We start from the raw sequence: 18,275 nt of genomic DNA, 5'->3' as shown, positions 1-18,275 counted from the left end.
TATAAGTTAACGTTCATATCAAAACATATATAATAAGAAAATGAATCCCATTTTCTTTTCTTTATACTATTTTCTATCAGTTAACAAAAATAAAAAACAAGATTACACACCAAAACACTATGGTTATGTTGTAATCCCAATATATTATATATCATACAAATGCAATTCCATCAATTAATATGCTGGATTATCGGCTTTATGTTCACATAAATTTCAAAATTGACCCTTTAATTTATTATATTTCCCCACGTCATCACACCATAAACTCCCAATTTATTTTATGTTATCACACCATCCATTGTATAAAGGCATATAATTTGCATTAAGGAAACTTTCGTGTTCAAATGAAATTATCACATAACATATTTAAATGTATTGAAATAATGAGTAAGAATAAATACAATAATTTCATCAAGTTAACATTTTAAAGGGGAAAACTACTATGAATAAAGATATAACAAAAGATGAAAATCTCCCTTCTGAAAGTACAACTGTACAATCAGCTCACTTAGCTTTAAGTGGAGAAACAAAAGGCTGGAAAAGACTGTTACCATTTTTAGGACCCGCTTTTATCGCGTCCGTTGCTTATATTGATCCTGGCAACTTTGCTACAAATATCGCAGCTGGTTCACAATATGGATATTTACTATTATGGGTTATACTCGCTTCTAACTTAATGGCTGTATTAATCCAAACTTTATCAGCTAAATTAGGAATTGCTACAGGAAACAATTTACCCGAAATAGCTCGTGAAAACTTTCCAAAGCCTGTGTCTATCGGCTTATGGATACAAGGTGAACTAGTTATTATGGCTACAGATTTAGCGGAATTTATTGGAGCTGCTTTGGGGCTTTACTTACTATTTGGAATCCCGATGCTACCTGCCGCTTTAATTACTGCAGCCGGATCATTTATTATTCTTGAGTTTCAACGTAGAGGATTTCGTCCACTAGAAGCTATTATTACAGGAATGATTTTCATTGTAGTAATCGCTTTTGGGATTCAAGTTTTTTATGCAAAACCAGAATTAAGTCCCCTTCTTTCAGGACTATTTATTCCAAAATTCCAAGGTGTAGACAGTATATTACTTGCAGCAGGGATTTTAGGTGCAACAGTTATGCCGCATGCAATATACTTGCATTCTGCCTTAACACAACGCCGCGTGGTCGGCACAAATGACGAACAAAAGAAAAAGATTTTTCGTTTCGAATTTATCGATATTATTATTGCAATGGTTATTGCTGGAGCAATTAATGCAAGTATGTTAATTGTAGCAGCTGCACTATTCTTTAAAAACGGCTTGCACGTTGAAGATTTAGATGTTGCTTACACTCAATTTACCAATTTAGTAGGTCCTGTATCAGCTGCATTATTTGGAATTGGACTTTTATCAGCAGGACTATCTAGCTCTTCTGTCGGTACAATGTCGGGTGATATTATTATGCAAGGTTTCATTCGCATGCATATTCCGTTATACTTACGCCGATTTATTACAATGATTCCACCATTAGTTATTATCGCTTTAGGTGTAAATCCAACTTACGCTCTAGTCATGAGCCAAGTCGTCTTATCATTCGGTATTGCATTTGCGCTAGTACCACTTATTATGTTTACAAGTAACAAAAAGATTATGGGTGCACTCGTTAACCACCGTATAACAACATTTATCGCTTGGATAATTGCAGCACTCGTTATCATTTTAAATATCTTCTTACTGTATCAAACATTTGTAGGATAATGAAAAAGGGTATTCCAATTTTAATTTGGAATACCCTTTTTGGATGAAATGATTTTCTTCTAGTTACCACTTATGTATGTCCCTCTTTCCGGCATCATGACACCATTTTCAGTTCGAAAGTAAAGTGGCAATCCTTCCGCAAAAAACATACTTACCTTGGACGGATTTTGCCTTTGATGATGGATATGTAAATGTGGCTCACTTGAACTTCCTGAGTTACCGACTTGAGCAAGAAATTCTCCTTCATTTACACGTTGTCCTTCTCTAACTTTAATGGACCCTTTCTTTAAGTGGGCAAGAATCAAAAATGTCTCTGTTTCATCTATCCGTAAATATATGTAATTCCCTGCCATTGACTGAAAATCATCCAATCCGGGAATTAAATCTTTTTCATCATTATTGATTGATACAACCGTCCCAGAAGCTGGTGCCATTACTTTCGCTCCATATATTCCGTAATCCTCTAACTTACTACTTTTCACTTCAGCAGGTGGAATGAGGATATCATATGCCCACCTTTCATTTGGCTTTATAACATGATAGTTCGTTTCTAACTGATCACCGCCCCAGCCTATTAATGCTCGTTCATTCAAAGGAACACGAACTACTGCTTTAGGACTCATAGATTGTATATCTGCTGGGTAAGCAATTCTACCTATATTAGCAAACCAACCGACAGGCCAAGCTCCAATGATAGAAAACAGAATGATTAAAAATAGCGTTCTATCTATCCGCTTTCTAAAAATGCCTTTCCAAAAAAATATTATTACTAATCCTACCAAGAGGAAAACTGAAATAAAACTAAAAGCCTGAATACTCCACCAAACAAAAACTGATGTAACACCATTAGCTACATAAACTAAGATCCAACTTATAATTAAAAAAGAAACTATAATCACTAATAAAAATTTCTTCCACATGTCGCATCCCTACTCTCATATCCTTTTTCTCAATGATACAAAGTAAAAATTACGACATATAAAAGAAATACTTACGACTTTCTTACTTTTTTATACTGCGGTAATTTCACAGTGAAAACTGTTTCTTTATCGTTACTACGTACAGTTAGATCCCCTTGATGGAGCTCGGCTATACTTTTTGAAATTGCAAGCCCCATTCCTTTCCCACCAGTATAAGAACTACGTGATTTTTCACTACGATAAAATTTCTCAAAAACGTAAGGAAGGTCCTCTTCCGGAATACATTGTCCAAAATTTTTAATTTCTACTTCAACATTCATTGTTTTATTGGAAATTCCAATTACAATTTCCTTTCCATCTTTTCCATACATAATACTATTACCTATTATATTTTCAAATAGTCTCACTATAAGTGCCACATCAACTTCTACATACAGCACTTCATCACTTTTAATATAAAAGCTCATATTAGCATCATCTAATTGTGGTACAAAGCCAATCATGATTTGTTCAATTAATGCTTTCATATCTACTTCATCTTTATGTAATTCAATCTCTCTATAATTTATTTGACAGTATTCTAATAAATCATCTACTTGATGTTTTAATTCATAACTTTTTCGCTTTAATATACTTACATACTGTTCACATTCTTCTCCATTCGAATGGAGTTTATTTCCTAACAGGTCCGCATAACCGATTAAAGATGTTACTGGCGTTCGTAAATCATGAGAAATATTACTAATCATTTCATTTTTCATTTCCTGTGATTTTTTTTCATTCTCGATAGACTCTTTTAAACTTTTGGCCATTCTATTTACATTCGTCGCTAATTCACCAATCTCGTCATTTTTTGAAATAGGTATATGTACTTCAAAATTACCATTACTTATTTCCTTCACGTTCTTATTAATTTCAGACAATCTTTTCATCATTGTTTTTGTCATACATGCAAAGTATGTCGTAGTAAAAATCAAAAAAACTATAAAGTATAAAAATGAATATTTTTCCTCTAACGCATTAACATGACTATATATATTTCCAACTAAAATTTGAAGCACTATTATACTTACAGTCGCTAACAAGATGCTACATATGAAAGCTAAAAAAAATTTCGCCCTAATACCCTGTAAAGATCTAATCTTCAATTTTATATCCGACTCCCCAAACATTTTGTATAAACTTCGGTTCTTTTGGATTCTCTTCAATTTTATTTCTCAATCTTGCAATATGAACCATTACTGTATTATTACTTTCATAGGCTCTTTCGTTCCAAACGCTCTCATATATTTCTTCAATTGTAAACACACGATTCCTTGCGGCTGCCATTAAGTGTAAAATATCATATTCAGTTTTCGTAAGATTCATTGTTTCTCCATATAACATTACAGTTCTCGACACTTCATCTATTTCTAAACCTCTAATATTTATTTTCTTTTCCATTACTTGGACAGCATTTTGGTTGAAATATGTATACCTTCTTAATTGAGCTTTCACTCTTGCGATAAATTCAATTGTACTGAACGGCTTCACAATATAATCATCTGCCCCAGTACTAAATCCAATTACCTTATCGACATCCGATGATTTCGCGCTTAAAAACATAATTGGTAAACTATGTTTCTCTCTAATCCTTCTACACAATTCTATCCCATCCATTTGTGGCATCATAATATCCAAAATAGCAAGTTGAATACTGTTATTATTTATTATTTCTAAAGCCTCTTCTCCGTTATGAGCACTAAAAACTTTAAAACCTTCTTGCATTAGATTCACTTTTATAAATTGAACAATATCTTGATCATCATCTACAATTAAAATTGAATTTTTCTCCATATACAAACCTCTTTTTGAAATATATTCCACAATCAATTTTATCATAAATTAAAACCATACTCCCCTCTTGAATAATCTTTATTTTCAGACTAGATTATATAATAACAACACATTCTAGTTTCAAAAGAAATGGAGTGAAAGCATGTTTCCTATATTGAAAACAGACCGACTCATTTTAAGAGAACTTACCGAAGAAGATGCACCGCGTATACTACAATGCTTTTCTAATACTAATGTACTGCGCTATTATGGCCAAAAACCGTTACAAGATGTTGATCAAGTGAAACAAATCATTCATAATTTTAAGTTGAGTTACAATGCAAGAAGCGGTATAAAATGGGGAATCAAATTAAAAGACACGAAAGAACTCATCGGTACCATTGGTTTTCACGATTGGTCTTCTGAGCATAAACGAGCCAATATAAGTTATGCCTTTTTGCCTGAACACTGGGGAAAAGGATATGCGACTGAAGCTGTTTCTGAGGTTATATCATACGGTTTCCATACGATTCATTTAAAGCGGATTGGAGCAATTGTATTTCTTGAAAATGAAGCTTCCAATAAAGTACTATTAAAATTAGGCTTTGAAAAAGAAGGCGTTCTAAAAAATTATATGTATCAAGATGATGTCCCATATGATACGAATTTTTACGCTTTATTAAAATCGGTTTAATAGAATTCATGTGTAAAAAACCTTACTTTTAAAAAGTAAGGTTTTTTGTATTTATTCATTAGCAATATAAGCATTCTTATAAGTATAAATACCACCAAATTGATGCTTTTCAATTCCTTTTACATAATCCTTTTGTACATACGCTGAGCCAATATGATAAAGCGGCGCTACCGCAGCATCTTCTAATAATACCTGCTCGGCTTCTCGCAACGCTTCCCATCGGTTTTCCGTATCTAGTACAAAATCCGTTTTCGCTTTCTTTATTAATTCATCGTAATGAACATTAGAATAATTCATTTTATTATTCGGATTCCCTGTCGTAAATAACTCTAAATAACTAATTGGGTCTTTATAGTCAGGTCCCCAATTTGCCATAGTTATATCGTAATCACCTGTTTGTTCTAACTGTAATTTTTGCTTAAATGGCTGTTGTTTAATTTGTATCGCGATTCCTTGCAAATTCTTTTCTAAATCACCTTTTATATATTCTGCCATCCGTTTTGCATTATCTTGTTCAAACGTTAAAAACTCGAGGTTTACTTGCTCTACTTCAAGCTCTTTTTTCGCTTCTTTCCAAATCTTTTGCGCATTTTGCAAATCATATGAAGAAAGATCTCCGTTTTCTTTTCTAAAATCTTTACCGGTCACTTCATTTACATGACCAACTGGTACAAGCCCGCTTGCAGGTTTTGCTCCGTTATTAATAAAGTGAGCAACAAAATCATCTTTATTTAACGCTAATGAAATAGATTGACGCACTTTTTTATTTGCTAACGCGGTATTTTTTTCATTAAAACGAAGCATGGCAATTCCAGGATCACTCGACATATGTAATTCCTTATTCCCTCTATACTTGTCTACAATTTGCGAATTAATAGGTACTCGATCCAAATCTCCGGCTTCATATAAATTTACAGCTGTCATTGTATCCTTTACGATATGAAAGTTTATTTCGTCTAATTTCACTTTCTTTTGATCCCAATATGTAGCATTCTTCTTTAATTGAAACTCTTGTTCATGCTTCCATTTTTCTAATACAAATGGACCGTTATATATGAGATTACTAGGTTCCAATGCATAATTGTTTTCTTGTTCTTTCAAAAATGATTCATGCTGTGGTAAGTATATAGGTAGTGCTAACAGCTGTAAAAAATACGGAACCGGCTGTTCGAGTTCAACTTCTAACGTATAATTATTTATTGCTTTAACCCCAAGTGCATCAAGAGGCATTGTTCCCTTATTAATCTCTTTCGCATTTTTCACATAAAAGAGCATGTATGCATATTGAGATGCTGTTTCAGGATTAATTGCACGTTTCCATGCAAATATAAAATCATTTGCTGTTACATTATCCCCATTTGACCATTTTGCATCTTTACGCAAGTCAAATGTATATTTCTTACCATCTTCACTTCTTTTAAACGATCTTGCGACTGCTGGAATAGGCTGATCTTGATCATTTAATACATATAACCCTTCAAATATATTCTGCATAACGTGTGATGATGTACCATCCATTGTTTTAGCAGTGTCCAGAGAAGGAATTTCTTCTGATACTGTTACATTTAACACTTGTTTTTTAACCTCTGTATCACTTTTATTCCCTTTATTATTACAAGCTGTTAACAATAAAGATGTAACAAGTGCCATTACCATTAAATGGCTCTTTTTTCGCTTCATGAGTTGTTCTCCTTCAATATAAAATATTATAAAGCGTAATATATTATAGCAGAAATACTACCAGAAAGATGCGACATTCTTTTGAATATTTATTCGTTCAAGAAAAAAGCTATCCTTTAAAAGGATAGCTTTTTCAACTGCCACATAATTATCTATCTTTGCAAACCTCGTTTATAACGACTTGCTTCAAATATAATACGCTCTTCATCTAACGTTTTACATTCGCCATTCCAAACGACACGTTTTCCGTTAATAATTACATCGCTTATATCTTTTCCACTAGCAGCATACACAAGATGTGATAACACTTCATCTGCTGGTTGTAAATGCGGCTTATTAGATGGATCAATCGTAATAAAATCAGCACATTTTCCAACCTCAAGTGATCCTGTTTGTTTCATCCCGATTACTTCAGCAGCCCCTTTAGTCGCAAGTGTAAGAGCTGTTTCAACTGGTAAAGCTGTTGCATCTTGGTGAATACCTTTTTGTAGTAAAGTCGCTATGCGCATTTCTTCAAACATGTCTAAATTATTGTTAGATGCAACACTATCTGTTGCAATTCCTACTTTTATTCCTGCTTCTAGCATCGCTTTTACATTCGCTATACCAGAACCTAGTTTTAAATTACTATTTGGATTATGAGCTACTCGAACATCATGCTCTGCTAAAAATGCACGCTCATCGTCATTTAATACTACACCGTGTGCAATAACTGTTGGGCGTTTAAACAATCCGCAGCTCGCTGCATATTCTACTGGACGTTTTCCATATTGTGCTTCAATATCACGTACTTCACGCTCTGTTTCAGAAAGGTGGATATGAACCATCGTTTGATTCTCTACTGCAATCCGTGCGCACTCTTCTAACAATTCTGTACTACATGTATATGGACTATGTGGTGCAACCATCGTAGTTAACATGCCACTTTCGTTATAGTAACGCTTCACATATTTCTCAGCTTCTTCAATCGCTTTCTTTTCATCGTCTTTCGTTCCGAAGCTAAATAAAGTCCTTGAAACAGCAGCTCGCATCCCGCTCCTTGATACCGTTTCCATAATTGCGTCTTGATCTACTCCAATTGGATTAAACATGTCAGAGAATGATGTTGTACCACTTTTCACCATCTCAAGTAATCCTAATTCCGTACTAGCGACCGCAATTTGGGGAGTAAATTGACTTTCCAGTGGCCAAATTCTCGTCTCAAGCCATGGCTGTAATAACATATCATCTCCAATACCTCTTAAAAGACTCATTACAACATGTGTATGTGTATTTACAAGCCCTGGTAAAACCCACTTTCCTTTCATGTCAATTACTTCATCTACTTCAAAATCATTAGCGAATTCTCCGCTCTTTACATCTATAATTTGATCATTTTCTACAATGATATATCCATTTTCTATCACTTCGTTTTGTTCATTCATCGTTACAATTGTAGCGTTTACATAAGTTGTTTTCAAAAGTATTTCCCCTTTCAACTCTATGAAGTTCCCTTTAATGAGTTACCACCATTATAGTAACTTATTAAAGATTAAGAGTCAAAAGATAATTTTAATTCTTTCGTTATTTTTCCCTTCAAAATGCTATATTGTTTTTCATTTGTATCTGCAAATGCTTCTTCCCGATTTGATTCCACATCCAAATAATTCGGGTTTTCATTGAATTGAGCCTCTGTAAAATCAAACCTCTGCCCATCTATAAAGTTATAAAAATGCCACACCTCCCCTATTTTTGTCTTTTTGATTTCACCTCCGCATATATCTTGAACGACTAAAGCCGTTACACCACACTGTCCCTTTGCTGGATTTTCAATTGTCCACTTTGAACTCGTTTCAATCGACCACGATTTTATTAGTGCTTCATATATTCTTTTTTCCTTTACATCATCCATTCTAATCTTCCCCTACTATTAATAGTTTTACACATCATATTTCAAAAGAGGCAGTAAACGATCCTTAAAGACAGTTGATGGTGTCTCTCCTATTAACTGTGCTCCCATTTTCAAGTAATATCCTTTTGCATTCGGATCACTATCAATCGTAAAACTTTTTAATCCTAGTTCATTGGCTTTTTCTATTACATACTCCCAAAGTATTTTCCCGTAACCTTTTCCTTTGTAATCAGGATGAATGTACAAGAAATCGAGAGCTTTATCATTACGTAAAAATGAGAAAAAACCAATCTTCGCATTATCGTTTTCTAAAACATATACAAAATTATTTTTTATGTATTCTTCTGTAATTGTTAAATCTTCCTTACAAGCAAGTATGAATTCTTCACTATAATCCCACGTTGCTTTTGATTGTAGTGCGAATTCACTTAATTCATTTGCTTCACTTAATAACGCTTCTCTTATCTTCATGATTCTTTCTCCTCACCTTCGATATGTAAACTACTAAATTGATTCGAAAAGCACTTCAAAAAACCTTTTTTTCATAAATTAGAGGTTATTTTTATAAATCTTTATTATAACCAGTACAATTTTTTTAAAGAAAAAGAACACCATCCCTAAAAGTTGGTGTTCTCTTTTTCTAAAATTTAATCTTCAAACTCACTCATTCGTTTTACTATTTCGTACGATACAAACCTATACAGTTTCTACTACCGCTTCAAGCATTGTTCCATTTTTAGCATAATTCGTATGCCAAGAAAAAGCTTTTTCTAAAATATGAGGAGTTTGTCCACCTCTTGTTTTTGCTTCTTCGTAATAAGCACGTAGTTGATCACGATACATTGGATGTGCGCAATTCTCAATAATAAGTTCCACTCTTTCTCTTGGCGCAAGTCCCCTTAAGTCGGCATACCCCTGTTCAGTAACAATAACATCTACATCATGTTCAGTATGGTCTACATGAGAAACGAAAGGAACAATACTTGAAATGTTACCACCTTTCGCAATCGATTTAGTAACAAAGATAGCTAGGCGTGCATTTCTTGCAAAATCACCAGACCCACCAATTCCATTCATCATTTTTGTACCTAAAACGTGAGTAGAGTTAACATTTCCGTATATATCTAATTCTAATGCAGTATTAATTGAGATTAATCCAAGGCGACGAATGATTTCAGGATGATTGGAAATCTCTTGCGGACGCATCATTAATTTGTCACGATATTTTTCAAAGTTAGAAAATACTTGTTGCATTTTCTCTTCAGAAAGCGTGATAGAACAACAAGAAGCAAAATTGACTTTTCCAGCATCCATAAGATCAAAAACTGCATCTTGTAAAACTTCAGAATACACTTCTAAACCTTCAAATTCTGAATCTAACATTCCATGCAATACTGCGTTAGCAACTGAACCAATTCCTGATTGTAACGGCGCTAAACGATTTGTTAATCGCCCTATTTTAACTTCTTCTCGAAGGAATTCTATTAAATGCTGTGCCATAATGACCGTTTCTTCATCCGGAGGAACAATTGTCGATGGCGAATCCAATTGATTCGTAAACACAATTCCCTTTACTTTTTCAGGATCAATTGGAATACCGATTGTTCCAATTCGGTCATCTGTTTTCACAAGCGGAATTGGAAGCCTCTCCCCTTGTTTACCTGGTTCATATAGATCATGTAGTCCCTCTAATTGCGTGGATTGAGCCATATTCATTTCAATAATAATAGACTTAGCATTTAAGGAAAACGCTAAGGAATTTCCAATTGAAGTGGTTGGAATAATCATTCCGTCCTCTGTAATCGCAACCGCTTCCAAAATAGCGAAATCTATATCCAGAACGTCAGCGCGGAGTAACTCTGCTGTATGAGATAAGTGTTGATCCACAAATAAAAAGTCTCCGTTATTAATTCCTTTTCGCATCGTCGCGTCAGCTTGGAAAGGTAATCTTTTCCCTAAAATTCCTGCCTCAGCAAATAATTTGTCTACATCCGAGCCTAAAGAAGCCCCAGTATAAACATTTACTTTAAAAGATTCATCATTCTTAACTCGGTTTACAAGCGCAAATGGGACTGCTTTTACATCACCTGCTCGTGTAAACCCACTTAAGCCTAAAGTCATTCCACTTTGAATCCAGGAAGCTGCTTCTTCAGGTGTAACTACCCGATCTTTTAGACGTTGATCTCTGATTCTATCTAAATTATTCTCCATATGTAATCCCTCTCTCATTGAATATTCATAATTATTTTACACATTTACACTATCAAAATAGGGATTTTAGTATACAATAACGAAAATTCAGACAGAACAGCAAATCTAGATTCTAAAGCAGAAAAATTTAGAATCCTAGAAGCTTACGGAAATAACTAGCGTATGATTGACTAACTGGTACTCTCTCACCATTATCCATCGAAAGTACAAAAGTAGAATGGGTATCAGGATAAATCGCTTTAATATGATTAACATTTACAATAAACGAACGGTGACATCTAATAAATGAATCTTTAGGAAGCAAGTATTCGAATTCTTGCAGAGAGTATTTATGTGTTCCTGATAACTCTTCTGAATTCACATACGTCTTTTTATCTTTAGCCTCTAAATACATAACCTTTGAAAAAGGAACTGGAATCCAGCCATCTGTTGTTTTTAAAGTAACGACTGACTTTCCATCCGTTAAAGCTGGATAAATTGCCGTTACGCACCCTTCAAGCTTTCCATTGTTTGAAAATGGTACAGCCATTCCATGATAAGGAATACCAAAAACATCCCGATTCATAAACTCAGATGTTTTTTGATTCATCACCATCGCTTTATGAGCAATCGTTCCTTCCTTTATAGGATCCCCAGCGCTAATCTTTAAATCAATTCGTTTACTTGGCCGATAGTAAATATATTCTTTCGTATTCGAAACAGCAATTGAAATTTCATCTGAAAATAATTCACCAACAACATCTAGTAATAAACCTAATGTTCTATCTTCCATTCTATTAACACCTCATTCACTATTATACTACTATTATGAACAGGCATCTGTTTCTTTATAAATAGTTTGATTTTAAATTATTTTTAAAATTAGTTTTATTCACTATTACTTCGTTACTACAAAAAACCTCACTTCAGAAAAGTGAGGTTTTTTGTAGTACAATATTTCTTTATTTTTTTAACGACTCTAGAATAAGATTTATTTTTTATTAAGTAAAGTAAATTTAAGAATTTATTGCCCGTATTTCTGTAAAATAAATAATCCCAAACTACAAACAGTTTGGGATTATCTTTCTCATTTATTATGCGCATCTAACCACGAAATTAAATCTTTAAATACTTCATCCTTATTTACTTCATGAAACATTTCATGTCTACCATTTTCATATAAACGTAGTGTCACGTCTTTCACACCACATTTTTTATAGTTTTCATATACTTCTTTTACACCTTTCCCCATATCGCCAACAGGATCACGATCACCAGAGAATATATGTATTGGAAGATTCTTTGGCGTCTTCTTGTATTCTTCTAGTTTATTTACTTCTAATACACCAGAAAATAATTCTCGGTAAAAACTCGTCGTACAAATGAAACCACATAACGGATCCGCAATATATTTATCAACTTGATTATTATCTGAAGATAACCAATCAAATTTTGTACGATTTGGCTTAAAGTTCGAATTGAAGTTTCCGAAAGATAAAAAGTTTAACATTGGACTTTTCGTTTTTGCCCCGCGCAACTTCATTTCGATTGTTGCTACTTTATGACCAATAACTCCTAAAAGCCCTGGATTTCCACCTGTTCCTGAAATCAGAAATCCATCATATAATTCGCCTCTAAGTTGTACAGCACGTCTTGATAAAAAAGAACCCATACTATGTCCAAGTAAAAACAAAGGACTTGACTGCTCTTCTTTTATCCTTTCTGAAACAAAGATAACATCCGATACAACTTGATTCCACCCTATATTTGGTTCAAAATGACCATAATCTTCTTCTTTTTTTACTGTTTTCCCATGTCCTTTATGATCATGCGCATAAACACCATACCCTGCTTCCAATAAAGCATCCACAAATTCTGTATACACCCCTGCATGCTCTGTCATGCCATGTGCAATTTGAATAATTCCTCTCGGATCTCCTTCTGGTAACCACTTACGCAAATGAATTTCCGATCCATCCAATGCCGTAACGAAACTTTCCTGTACATTCATTTCGTCAGCTCCCAACTCTATTATGTATACCTTTAAGAGAAATGAATATCCATTCACTTTTCTTATTTTATATTATATGTAATTGCTTTCATTATGACAAATGATGTATTTTTCAGACTTGCTTTCAAACTGATCTCTTGACGAACCTAAAATAAAATTATATAGTTACTTACATAAAGTAACTATATAATTTTTAGGAGGTTTCTACTATTATGATGCCATCATTATTTTTAGCACATGGTTCGCCTATGCTCGCTATTCAAGATACAGACTATACACGATTTTTAAAAACACTTGGAGAAACATATAAACCGAAAGCAATTGTTATTTTCACTGCTCACTGGGAAAGTGAAGTATTAACGATTTCCTCATCAGATAACGAGTATGAAACAATTTATGATTTTGGAGGTTTTCCCCCTGAGTTATACGAAATCAAATATCGTGCGAAAGGCTCTTCTAGCATTGCATCTATGTTAGAAACAAAATTTAAGAACAAAGGTATTTCAGTCCATCATAATATGACGAGAGGTTTAGATCATGGTTCATGGACACTCCTGCACCGCATGTATCCAGAAGCAAATATTCCTGTCGTGCAAATATCAGTCAATCCATTCCTTTCTGCAAAAGAACAATTTAAAATTGGAGAAGCACTTAAAGGACTCGGACAAGAAGATATTTTAGTAATCGGGAGTGGTGTTACCGTCCATAACTTACGAGCTTTGAAATGGAATCAAACTACACCTGAAAAATGGGCAATTGAATTTGATGATTGGATTATTAAACATATGCAGCATAACGATAAAGATGCATTGTTTAATTGGGAGAAAAATGCTCCTCATGCACAATTAGCAGTACCAAGAGCAGAACATTTTGTTCCTTTATTTATCGCTATGGGAAGTGGTGAAAATAGCGGTGAAGTCATTCACCGTAGTTACGAGCTTGGTACATTAAGTTATCTTTGTCTTCGATTTTAAAGAAAAGGATGAAGCACATGCTGCTTCATCCTTTTTCTTTTTCATTCACTTAGTTAACTAACTTCCAAATGTCGTTTCTCTGATACCTCTTCGTTCTTATTATGAAAATAAACCCAGATACACGCAATAAATAATAGTGATGATGTAGAGAGGAAAACATATTGGAAGCCTGCATGTGCTGCAATTTGTCCCCCGAGCACTGGACCAATCATATTTCCTAAAAACTGAAATGATTGATTATATCCAAATATCCGTCCCGTAACATGGGTTGGTGTATGTTGTTTTAGTAGAGTTTGTACGGAAGGTAATAATCCTGCTTGTGCGATACCTAATAAAAATCGAAGAATTAATAGTTGCCAAGCTGAGGTTACAAATGCTTGCGGGATAAAAATAATTCCTGCAGCAAATAACGCTACAACTAACGTTTTTTGAGGACCGATATGATCTGATAATCTTCCTAGTCTTGGTGCTGCCAAAATAACGGCTAATCCTGTTGCTGACATAACTGCTCCCGCAATTGTTTCAATATGTGCAGTATGAGGACCTACTAAATTTTTCACGTACAATGTAACAATTGGTTGAACTGACATATTAGCAAGTTGAATAATAAATGTTGTTACAAATAAACTAATAATTAAATGCTTCGCTGGGACCATCGTCCATACTTTTTTCGGCTGTGTTTTTTTTGCTTGAGCAGAGTGATTTTCTTCATGCAAGAAGAAAAAAACGATGAGAAAGGAAAGGAATAAAAAAGCTCCTGTAACAAGAAAGACATGACGCATTCCAATTAACTCAGACAAATATCCACCAAGTAATGGACCAAGTAAAGAACCGCTCACGCCACCAGTTGAAATTGTAGAAATTGCCCAACCTGAATGTTCTTTCGGAGTTTCTGCTGCAATAAATGTCATTGCGGTTGAAAGGAAACCAGATACTGCTCCCATTAAAAATCTTAGTGCGACTAATTGATATACATCCGTTACAAACCCCATAAGCGTCATAATAATCGCCATACCGAGGCTAGCACGAATAAGCATCAGTTTCCGTCCATGTATATCACCAAGCTTTCCCCATATTGGCGATACGATCGCACCCATTAAAAATGTTACACCAAATGCAAGTCCCGACCACTGTGCAATACTTGAAGTGCCAGTTACTCCTAATTCCTCAATATAAAAAGATAAGAAAGGAATTACTAAACTCATACCGGCTGCAGTGGTAAAACAACCTAGCCAACAAATCATTAAATTTCGTTTCCAGCTGGCCATTTTCACACCTTCTTTCTTTAGATACCCATTCTACACCCTTTCTTGTAAAAAGTTTAGTAATTTGCTTTTTATGCAAGATTTACTACAAAACCCGCTATTTTCTAGTAAAAACCACTACATCTCTACATCATTTTCATAATAAAACCAACTCCTCTATATGAAGTTGGTTACTTATTATCTATCGGTATTAAACGAGCATTACAATTTCTCTCGTAAAACTCAATGGGACCTGCTTGTCCAATAATCGCATATTCATATCCATCTTGCTTCATATTATATAAACAATGATACAATAATTCTTTTCCTACACCTTTCACACGATTTTGTTTCGCTATGCCCATTGGACCAAACAATCCTTTCTTTCCTCTCACTACATCGTAACAGGCGAAACCAACTATTACTTCCTCCTGCTGTGCAATATAGATAGGTAACTTTTCATTATATGTCCGAAATCCGTAATCAACCGACTGTAACCACCGTTCACAAAATTCAGCCGCCACAAATCGTGATAACTTATCAAAATCAGAAGGACTAGCTCTTCTTACATGACAAAATAATGTGTTATAAGTAGGTTTAAAACTATTTAAATCAACCGCTAAGTCTCTCGGTGCAGCTGTAATACGTAATATATCTTCTTGCATTTGTGTATGTATAAATTCGCCAATATCTGTATCTACACGAAATAACGCATACATAATATGTCCTTCATTGATTACTACTTGCTGAAAGCGTTCCATACGTTTCTTCGCTATTTGTAAAATTTCTATCGCCTTATAAGATAGTTTATATTGCCCTATTTTTTTATACTCTTGATTATGTAAATCGAATCGTTTTCGTAACGAAAGTTTTTCTGAAAAATCTGGACCGACTTTATGAAACAAATACATATATAACTCAGCGCAAACTCCTGTACCTTCTTTACACATACCTATAAACAGATGGACCGGGTGAATTATGTTATACTCACTCTCTTCTGCTGCAATCTCCAATATTTTATGCACACGTTTTGTAAATTGAAATTCCTCCATATGTGTTTCCACCCTCTACTAATTTACTAACAAACCGTAACCATAAATAATTGAAACAATTACACCCACTACTAATATACCTGGAAGTAAATTTGCCACTTTAATTTTAATAAATCCGAGTAAGTTTAATCCGATAGCAGATATCATAATGCCGCCCGTAGCCGTCATCTCCACTATAAATTGGTTCATTAATTCTTTTGGGACAAAACTATTAATTTGTGTTGCAAAAACTGCAATACCACCTTCATATAAAACAACTGGAATCGCCGAAAATACTACGCCAATTCCTAGAGTTGTCGTTAATATAATAGAAATAAATCCATCGATAATTGCCTTGGTAAATAAAATATTATGATTTCCGCGAATCCCACTGTCAAGTGCACCAAGTATCCCCATCGCACCAATTGCAAAAATTAAAGTAGCTGTTACAAAACCTTCTGATATGCTTCCTTTACCCTTCGATCCAACTTTATTTTCTAGCCAATCCCCTAAATTTTTTAACTTTTCTTCTAATTGTAACCATTCTCCAATTACCGTACCAATCACTAAACTCAGTATGACAACAAGAAAGTTTTCACTTTTTAATGCCATTTGAAGCCCAAGCACAGTAACCGCTAAACCGATTGCGTGCATTATCGTCCCTTTCATACTTTCTGGAATCCTACTAAATAATTTACCAAGTAAAGTACCAAATATAATACAAATCCCATTTACAACTGCTCCTAATATAACCATTTCTCATTCTTCACCCTTCGAATTCTTTATTTCTATATTTTGGTTTATACATTGATTTACAGGTTATCTATATGTTAACTTAATATTGAGAATATTAACAAATGTTTTCCACTACATAACCCGCTATTTTTTTGTAACTTTAATTACCTTTAATAGATTCAGTGTTAATTTAATTGCGGGATAATATTAAAAGGGAAGGTATATATGAAAACTTTACTAAAACGATTTTTGTTAATAGCCTTTTTCATTACACCGATTGTTTTATTAATCAATTACTCTTTTATTTCAAAAGCAAAAGACAAACCCGATTTGCAAAACAAATCTAGTAAAACCGCTTCAAAAAGCGAAAAGAAAATAGAAGACCAAGAAATCACACTCACCTTCTCTGGTGATACAATGTTTGATTGGCAATTACGTCCTATAATCGAAAAGAATGGGGCTGATTACCCATTCCAACATGTAAAAGAAGAAATAAAAAAAGCTGATATTTCTTTTGTGAATTTAGAGTCGGCATTTACAACGAAAGAAAAGAAAGCACCTGGGCAACTGTTTTGGATTAAAAGTGATCCATCTACACTACAAGCTATTAAAAACACTGGATATGACATCGTAAATATCGGGAATAACCACACACTTGATTATGGGCAAGATGGATTATTAGATACGATTTCTCACGTAGAAAAATTAAAGTTCCCTTACATTGGAGCCGGAAAAAATGCGAAAGATGCATATACAGCACGAGAAATGACCGTAAAAGGGAAAAAGTTTAAATTTCTTTCCTTCGTTCGATTTATGCCTGATTCTAATTGGGTAGCTGGTGAGAATAAACCTGGCGTTGCGAATGGCTATGATTTAAATCTTGTAACAAAAACAATTAAAGAACAAAAGAAAGATGCAGACTATTTAATCGTCTATATGCATTGGGGCGTTGAAAAATCAAATCGTCCGGTAGAATACCAAAAGCAATATGTACCTAAAATGGTTGAAGCAGGAGCTAACGCAATTGTCGGAAGCCATCCACATTGGTTACAAGGGTTTGAGTATTATAATAAAGTTCCTATCGCTTACTCATTAGGTAACTTTTTATTCCCAAGTTATGTGAATGGAAAAAGCGCCGAAACTGGCGTATTAACTTTAACTTTTAAAGGAAAGGATGTCCAAATGTCATTCAATCCTTATATCATTCGCAACAACCAAGTTTCCCCTGTAAATGAGGGAGAAAAGAAAAAAGCTCTTCAATATTTACAAACAATTTCAACTGATGTAGAAATTGATGATACAGGGAAAATAAAAAATAAACGAAACTAGACAGCTCAAGATCTATTTCTCTG

17 protein-coding genes are annotated in these 18,275 nt (G+C 34.1%); 4 read left to right on the top strand and 13 right to left on the bottom strand.

The genetic code is table 11. The features are described from left to right. Positions 1-442 precede the first annotated feature (442 nt). Complete coding sequence (locus tag QO049_RS11780) at positions 443-1,738, top strand: Nramp family divalent metal transporter (RefSeq protein WP_069605017.1); 1,296 nt, start codon at positions 443-445, stop codon at positions 1,736-1,738. A 59-nt stretch (positions 1,739-1,797) separates the two neighbouring features. Here QO049_RS11780 and QO049_RS11775 read toward each other — a convergent pair whose 3' ends face one another. The 3 genes from QO049_RS11775 to QO049_RS11765 form a co-directional block, all read right to left on the bottom strand. Beyond that, positions 1,798-2,658 (bottom strand): M23 family metallopeptidase, encoded by an 861-nt coding sequence (locus tag QO049_RS11775; protein WP_144501880.1) that lies wholly within the window; start codon positions 2,656-2,658, stop codon positions 1,798-1,800. A gap of 71 nt (positions 2,659-2,729) precedes the next feature. After that, positions 2,730-3,830 (bottom strand): HAMP domain-containing sensor histidine kinase, encoded by a 1,101-nt coding sequence (locus QO049_RS11770; RefSeq protein WP_144501881.1) that lies wholly within the window; start codon positions 3,828-3,830, stop codon positions 2,730-2,732. Further along, the gene (locus tag QO049_RS11765; protein ID WP_000414526.1) at positions 3,796-4,494 is read right to left on the bottom strand and encodes a response regulator transcription factor; all 699 of its coding nucleotides are present in this window, start codon (positions 4,492-4,494) and stop codon (positions 3,796-3,798) included. Before QO049_RS11765 ends, QO049_RS11770 begins: the two co-directional genes overlap by 35 nt. Positions 4,495-4,636: 142 nt before the next feature. Here QO049_RS11765 and QO049_RS11760 point away from each other — a divergent pair, with 142 nt between their 5' ends. Continuing rightward, on the top strand, positions 4,637-5,167 hold the full coding sequence (locus QO049_RS11760) for a GNAT family N-acetyltransferase (protein WP_144501882.1): 531 nt from the start codon (positions 4,637-4,639) through the stop codon (positions 5,165-5,167). A 51-nt stretch (positions 5,168-5,218) separates the two neighbouring features. On the opposite strand, the gene QO049_RS11755 is transcribed toward QO049_RS11760, so the two are convergent. The 7 genes from QO049_RS11755 to QO049_RS11725 form a co-directional block, all read right to left on the bottom strand. After that, positions 5,219-6,847: a peptide ABC transporter substrate-binding protein gene (locus QO049_RS11755; RefSeq protein ID WP_246962539.1), complete on the bottom strand. Its 1,629-nt coding sequence runs from the start codon at positions 6,845-6,847 to the stop codon at positions 5,219-5,221. A gap of 152 nt (positions 6,848-6,999) precedes the next feature. Further along, entirely contained in the window at positions 7,000-8,325 is a 1,326-nt protein-coding gene (locus tag QO049_RS11750) for a bifunctional S-methyl-5'-thioadenosine deaminase/S-adenosylhomocysteine deaminase (RefSeq protein WP_001999581.1), read from the bottom strand. Between the two features lie 53 nt (positions 8,326-8,378). Continuing rightward, positions 8,379-8,738: a YunG family protein gene (locus QO049_RS11745; RefSeq protein WP_000342903.1), complete on the bottom strand. Its 360-nt coding sequence runs from the start codon at positions 8,736-8,738 to the stop codon at positions 8,379-8,381. Positions 8,739-8,765: 27 nt separating this feature from the next. Continuing rightward, positions 8,766-9,209 (bottom strand): GNAT family N-acetyltransferase, encoded by a 444-nt coding sequence (locus tag QO049_RS11740; RefSeq protein WP_000701893.1) that lies wholly within the window; start codon positions 9,207-9,209, stop codon positions 8,766-8,768. Positions 9,210-9,434: 225 nt separating this feature from the next. Beyond that, on the bottom strand, positions 9,435-10,949 hold the full coding sequence (locus QO049_RS11735; protein WP_047385915.1) for an acetyl-CoA hydrolase/transferase family protein: 1,515 nt from the start codon (positions 10,947-10,949) through the stop codon (positions 9,435-9,437). Positions 10,950-11,076: 127 nt separating this feature from the next. Then, positions 11,077-11,721, bottom strand: coding sequence for a LytTR family DNA-binding domain-containing protein (locus QO049_RS11730; RefSeq protein WP_000390207.1), 645 nt, complete (start codon positions 11,719-11,721; stop codon positions 11,077-11,079). 294 nt (positions 11,722-12,015) lie between these two features. Beyond that, positions 12,016-12,939: an alpha/beta hydrolase gene (locus tag QO049_RS11725; RefSeq protein WP_144501884.1), complete on the bottom strand. Its 924-nt coding sequence runs from the start codon at positions 12,937-12,939 to the stop codon at positions 12,016-12,018. Between the two features lie 212 nt (positions 12,940-13,151). Here QO049_RS11725 and QO049_RS11720 point away from each other — a divergent pair, with 212 nt between their 5' ends. Next, positions 13,152-13,913, top strand: a complete 762-nt coding sequence (locus tag QO049_RS11720; protein WP_144501885.1) for a DODA-type extradiol aromatic ring-opening family dioxygenase — start codon at positions 13,152-13,154, stop codon at positions 13,911-13,913. A 53-nt stretch (positions 13,914-13,966) separates the two neighbouring features. Here the strand turns inward: QO049_RS11720 and QO049_RS11715 are convergent, their stop codons facing one another. From QO049_RS11715 to QO049_RS11705, 3 genes are all read right to left on the bottom strand, one after another. Continuing rightward, positions 13,967-15,181: a multidrug efflux MFS transporter gene (locus QO049_RS11715; protein ID WP_000179303.1), complete on the bottom strand. Its 1,215-nt coding sequence runs from the start codon at positions 15,179-15,181 to the stop codon at positions 13,967-13,969. 167 nt (positions 15,182-15,348) lie between these two features. Beyond that, positions 15,349-16,209 carry a GNAT family N-acetyltransferase gene (locus tag QO049_RS11710; protein WP_000390847.1) on the bottom strand — a complete coding sequence of 287 codons (861 nt, stop codon included), beginning with the start codon at positions 16,207-16,209 and terminating at the stop codon, positions 15,349-15,351. Between the two features lie 18 nt (positions 16,210-16,227). After that, entirely contained in the window at positions 16,228-16,944 is a 717-nt protein-coding gene (locus tag QO049_RS11705) for a DUF554 domain-containing protein (RefSeq protein ID WP_246962535.1), read from the bottom strand. A gap of 204 nt (positions 16,945-17,148) precedes the next feature. Between QO049_RS11705 and QO049_RS11700 the strand changes: the two genes are divergently transcribed. Further along, the gene (locus QO049_RS11700; protein WP_000854536.1) at positions 17,149-18,252 is read left to right on the top strand and encodes a CapA family protein; all 1,104 of its coding nucleotides are present in this window, start codon (positions 17,149-17,151) and stop codon (positions 18,250-18,252) included. Positions 18,253-18,275 lie beyond the last annotated feature (23 nt).

It is taken from the genome of Bacillus sp. RB3, from assembly GCF_030164735.1.
Classification (GTDB): domain Bacteria; phylum Bacillota; class Bacilli; order Bacillales; family Bacillaceae_G; genus Bacillus_A; species Bacillus_A cereus.
The sequence above is the reverse complement of the archived record's forward strand: the minus strand, read 5'-3'. Positions and strand labels throughout refer to the sequence as shown.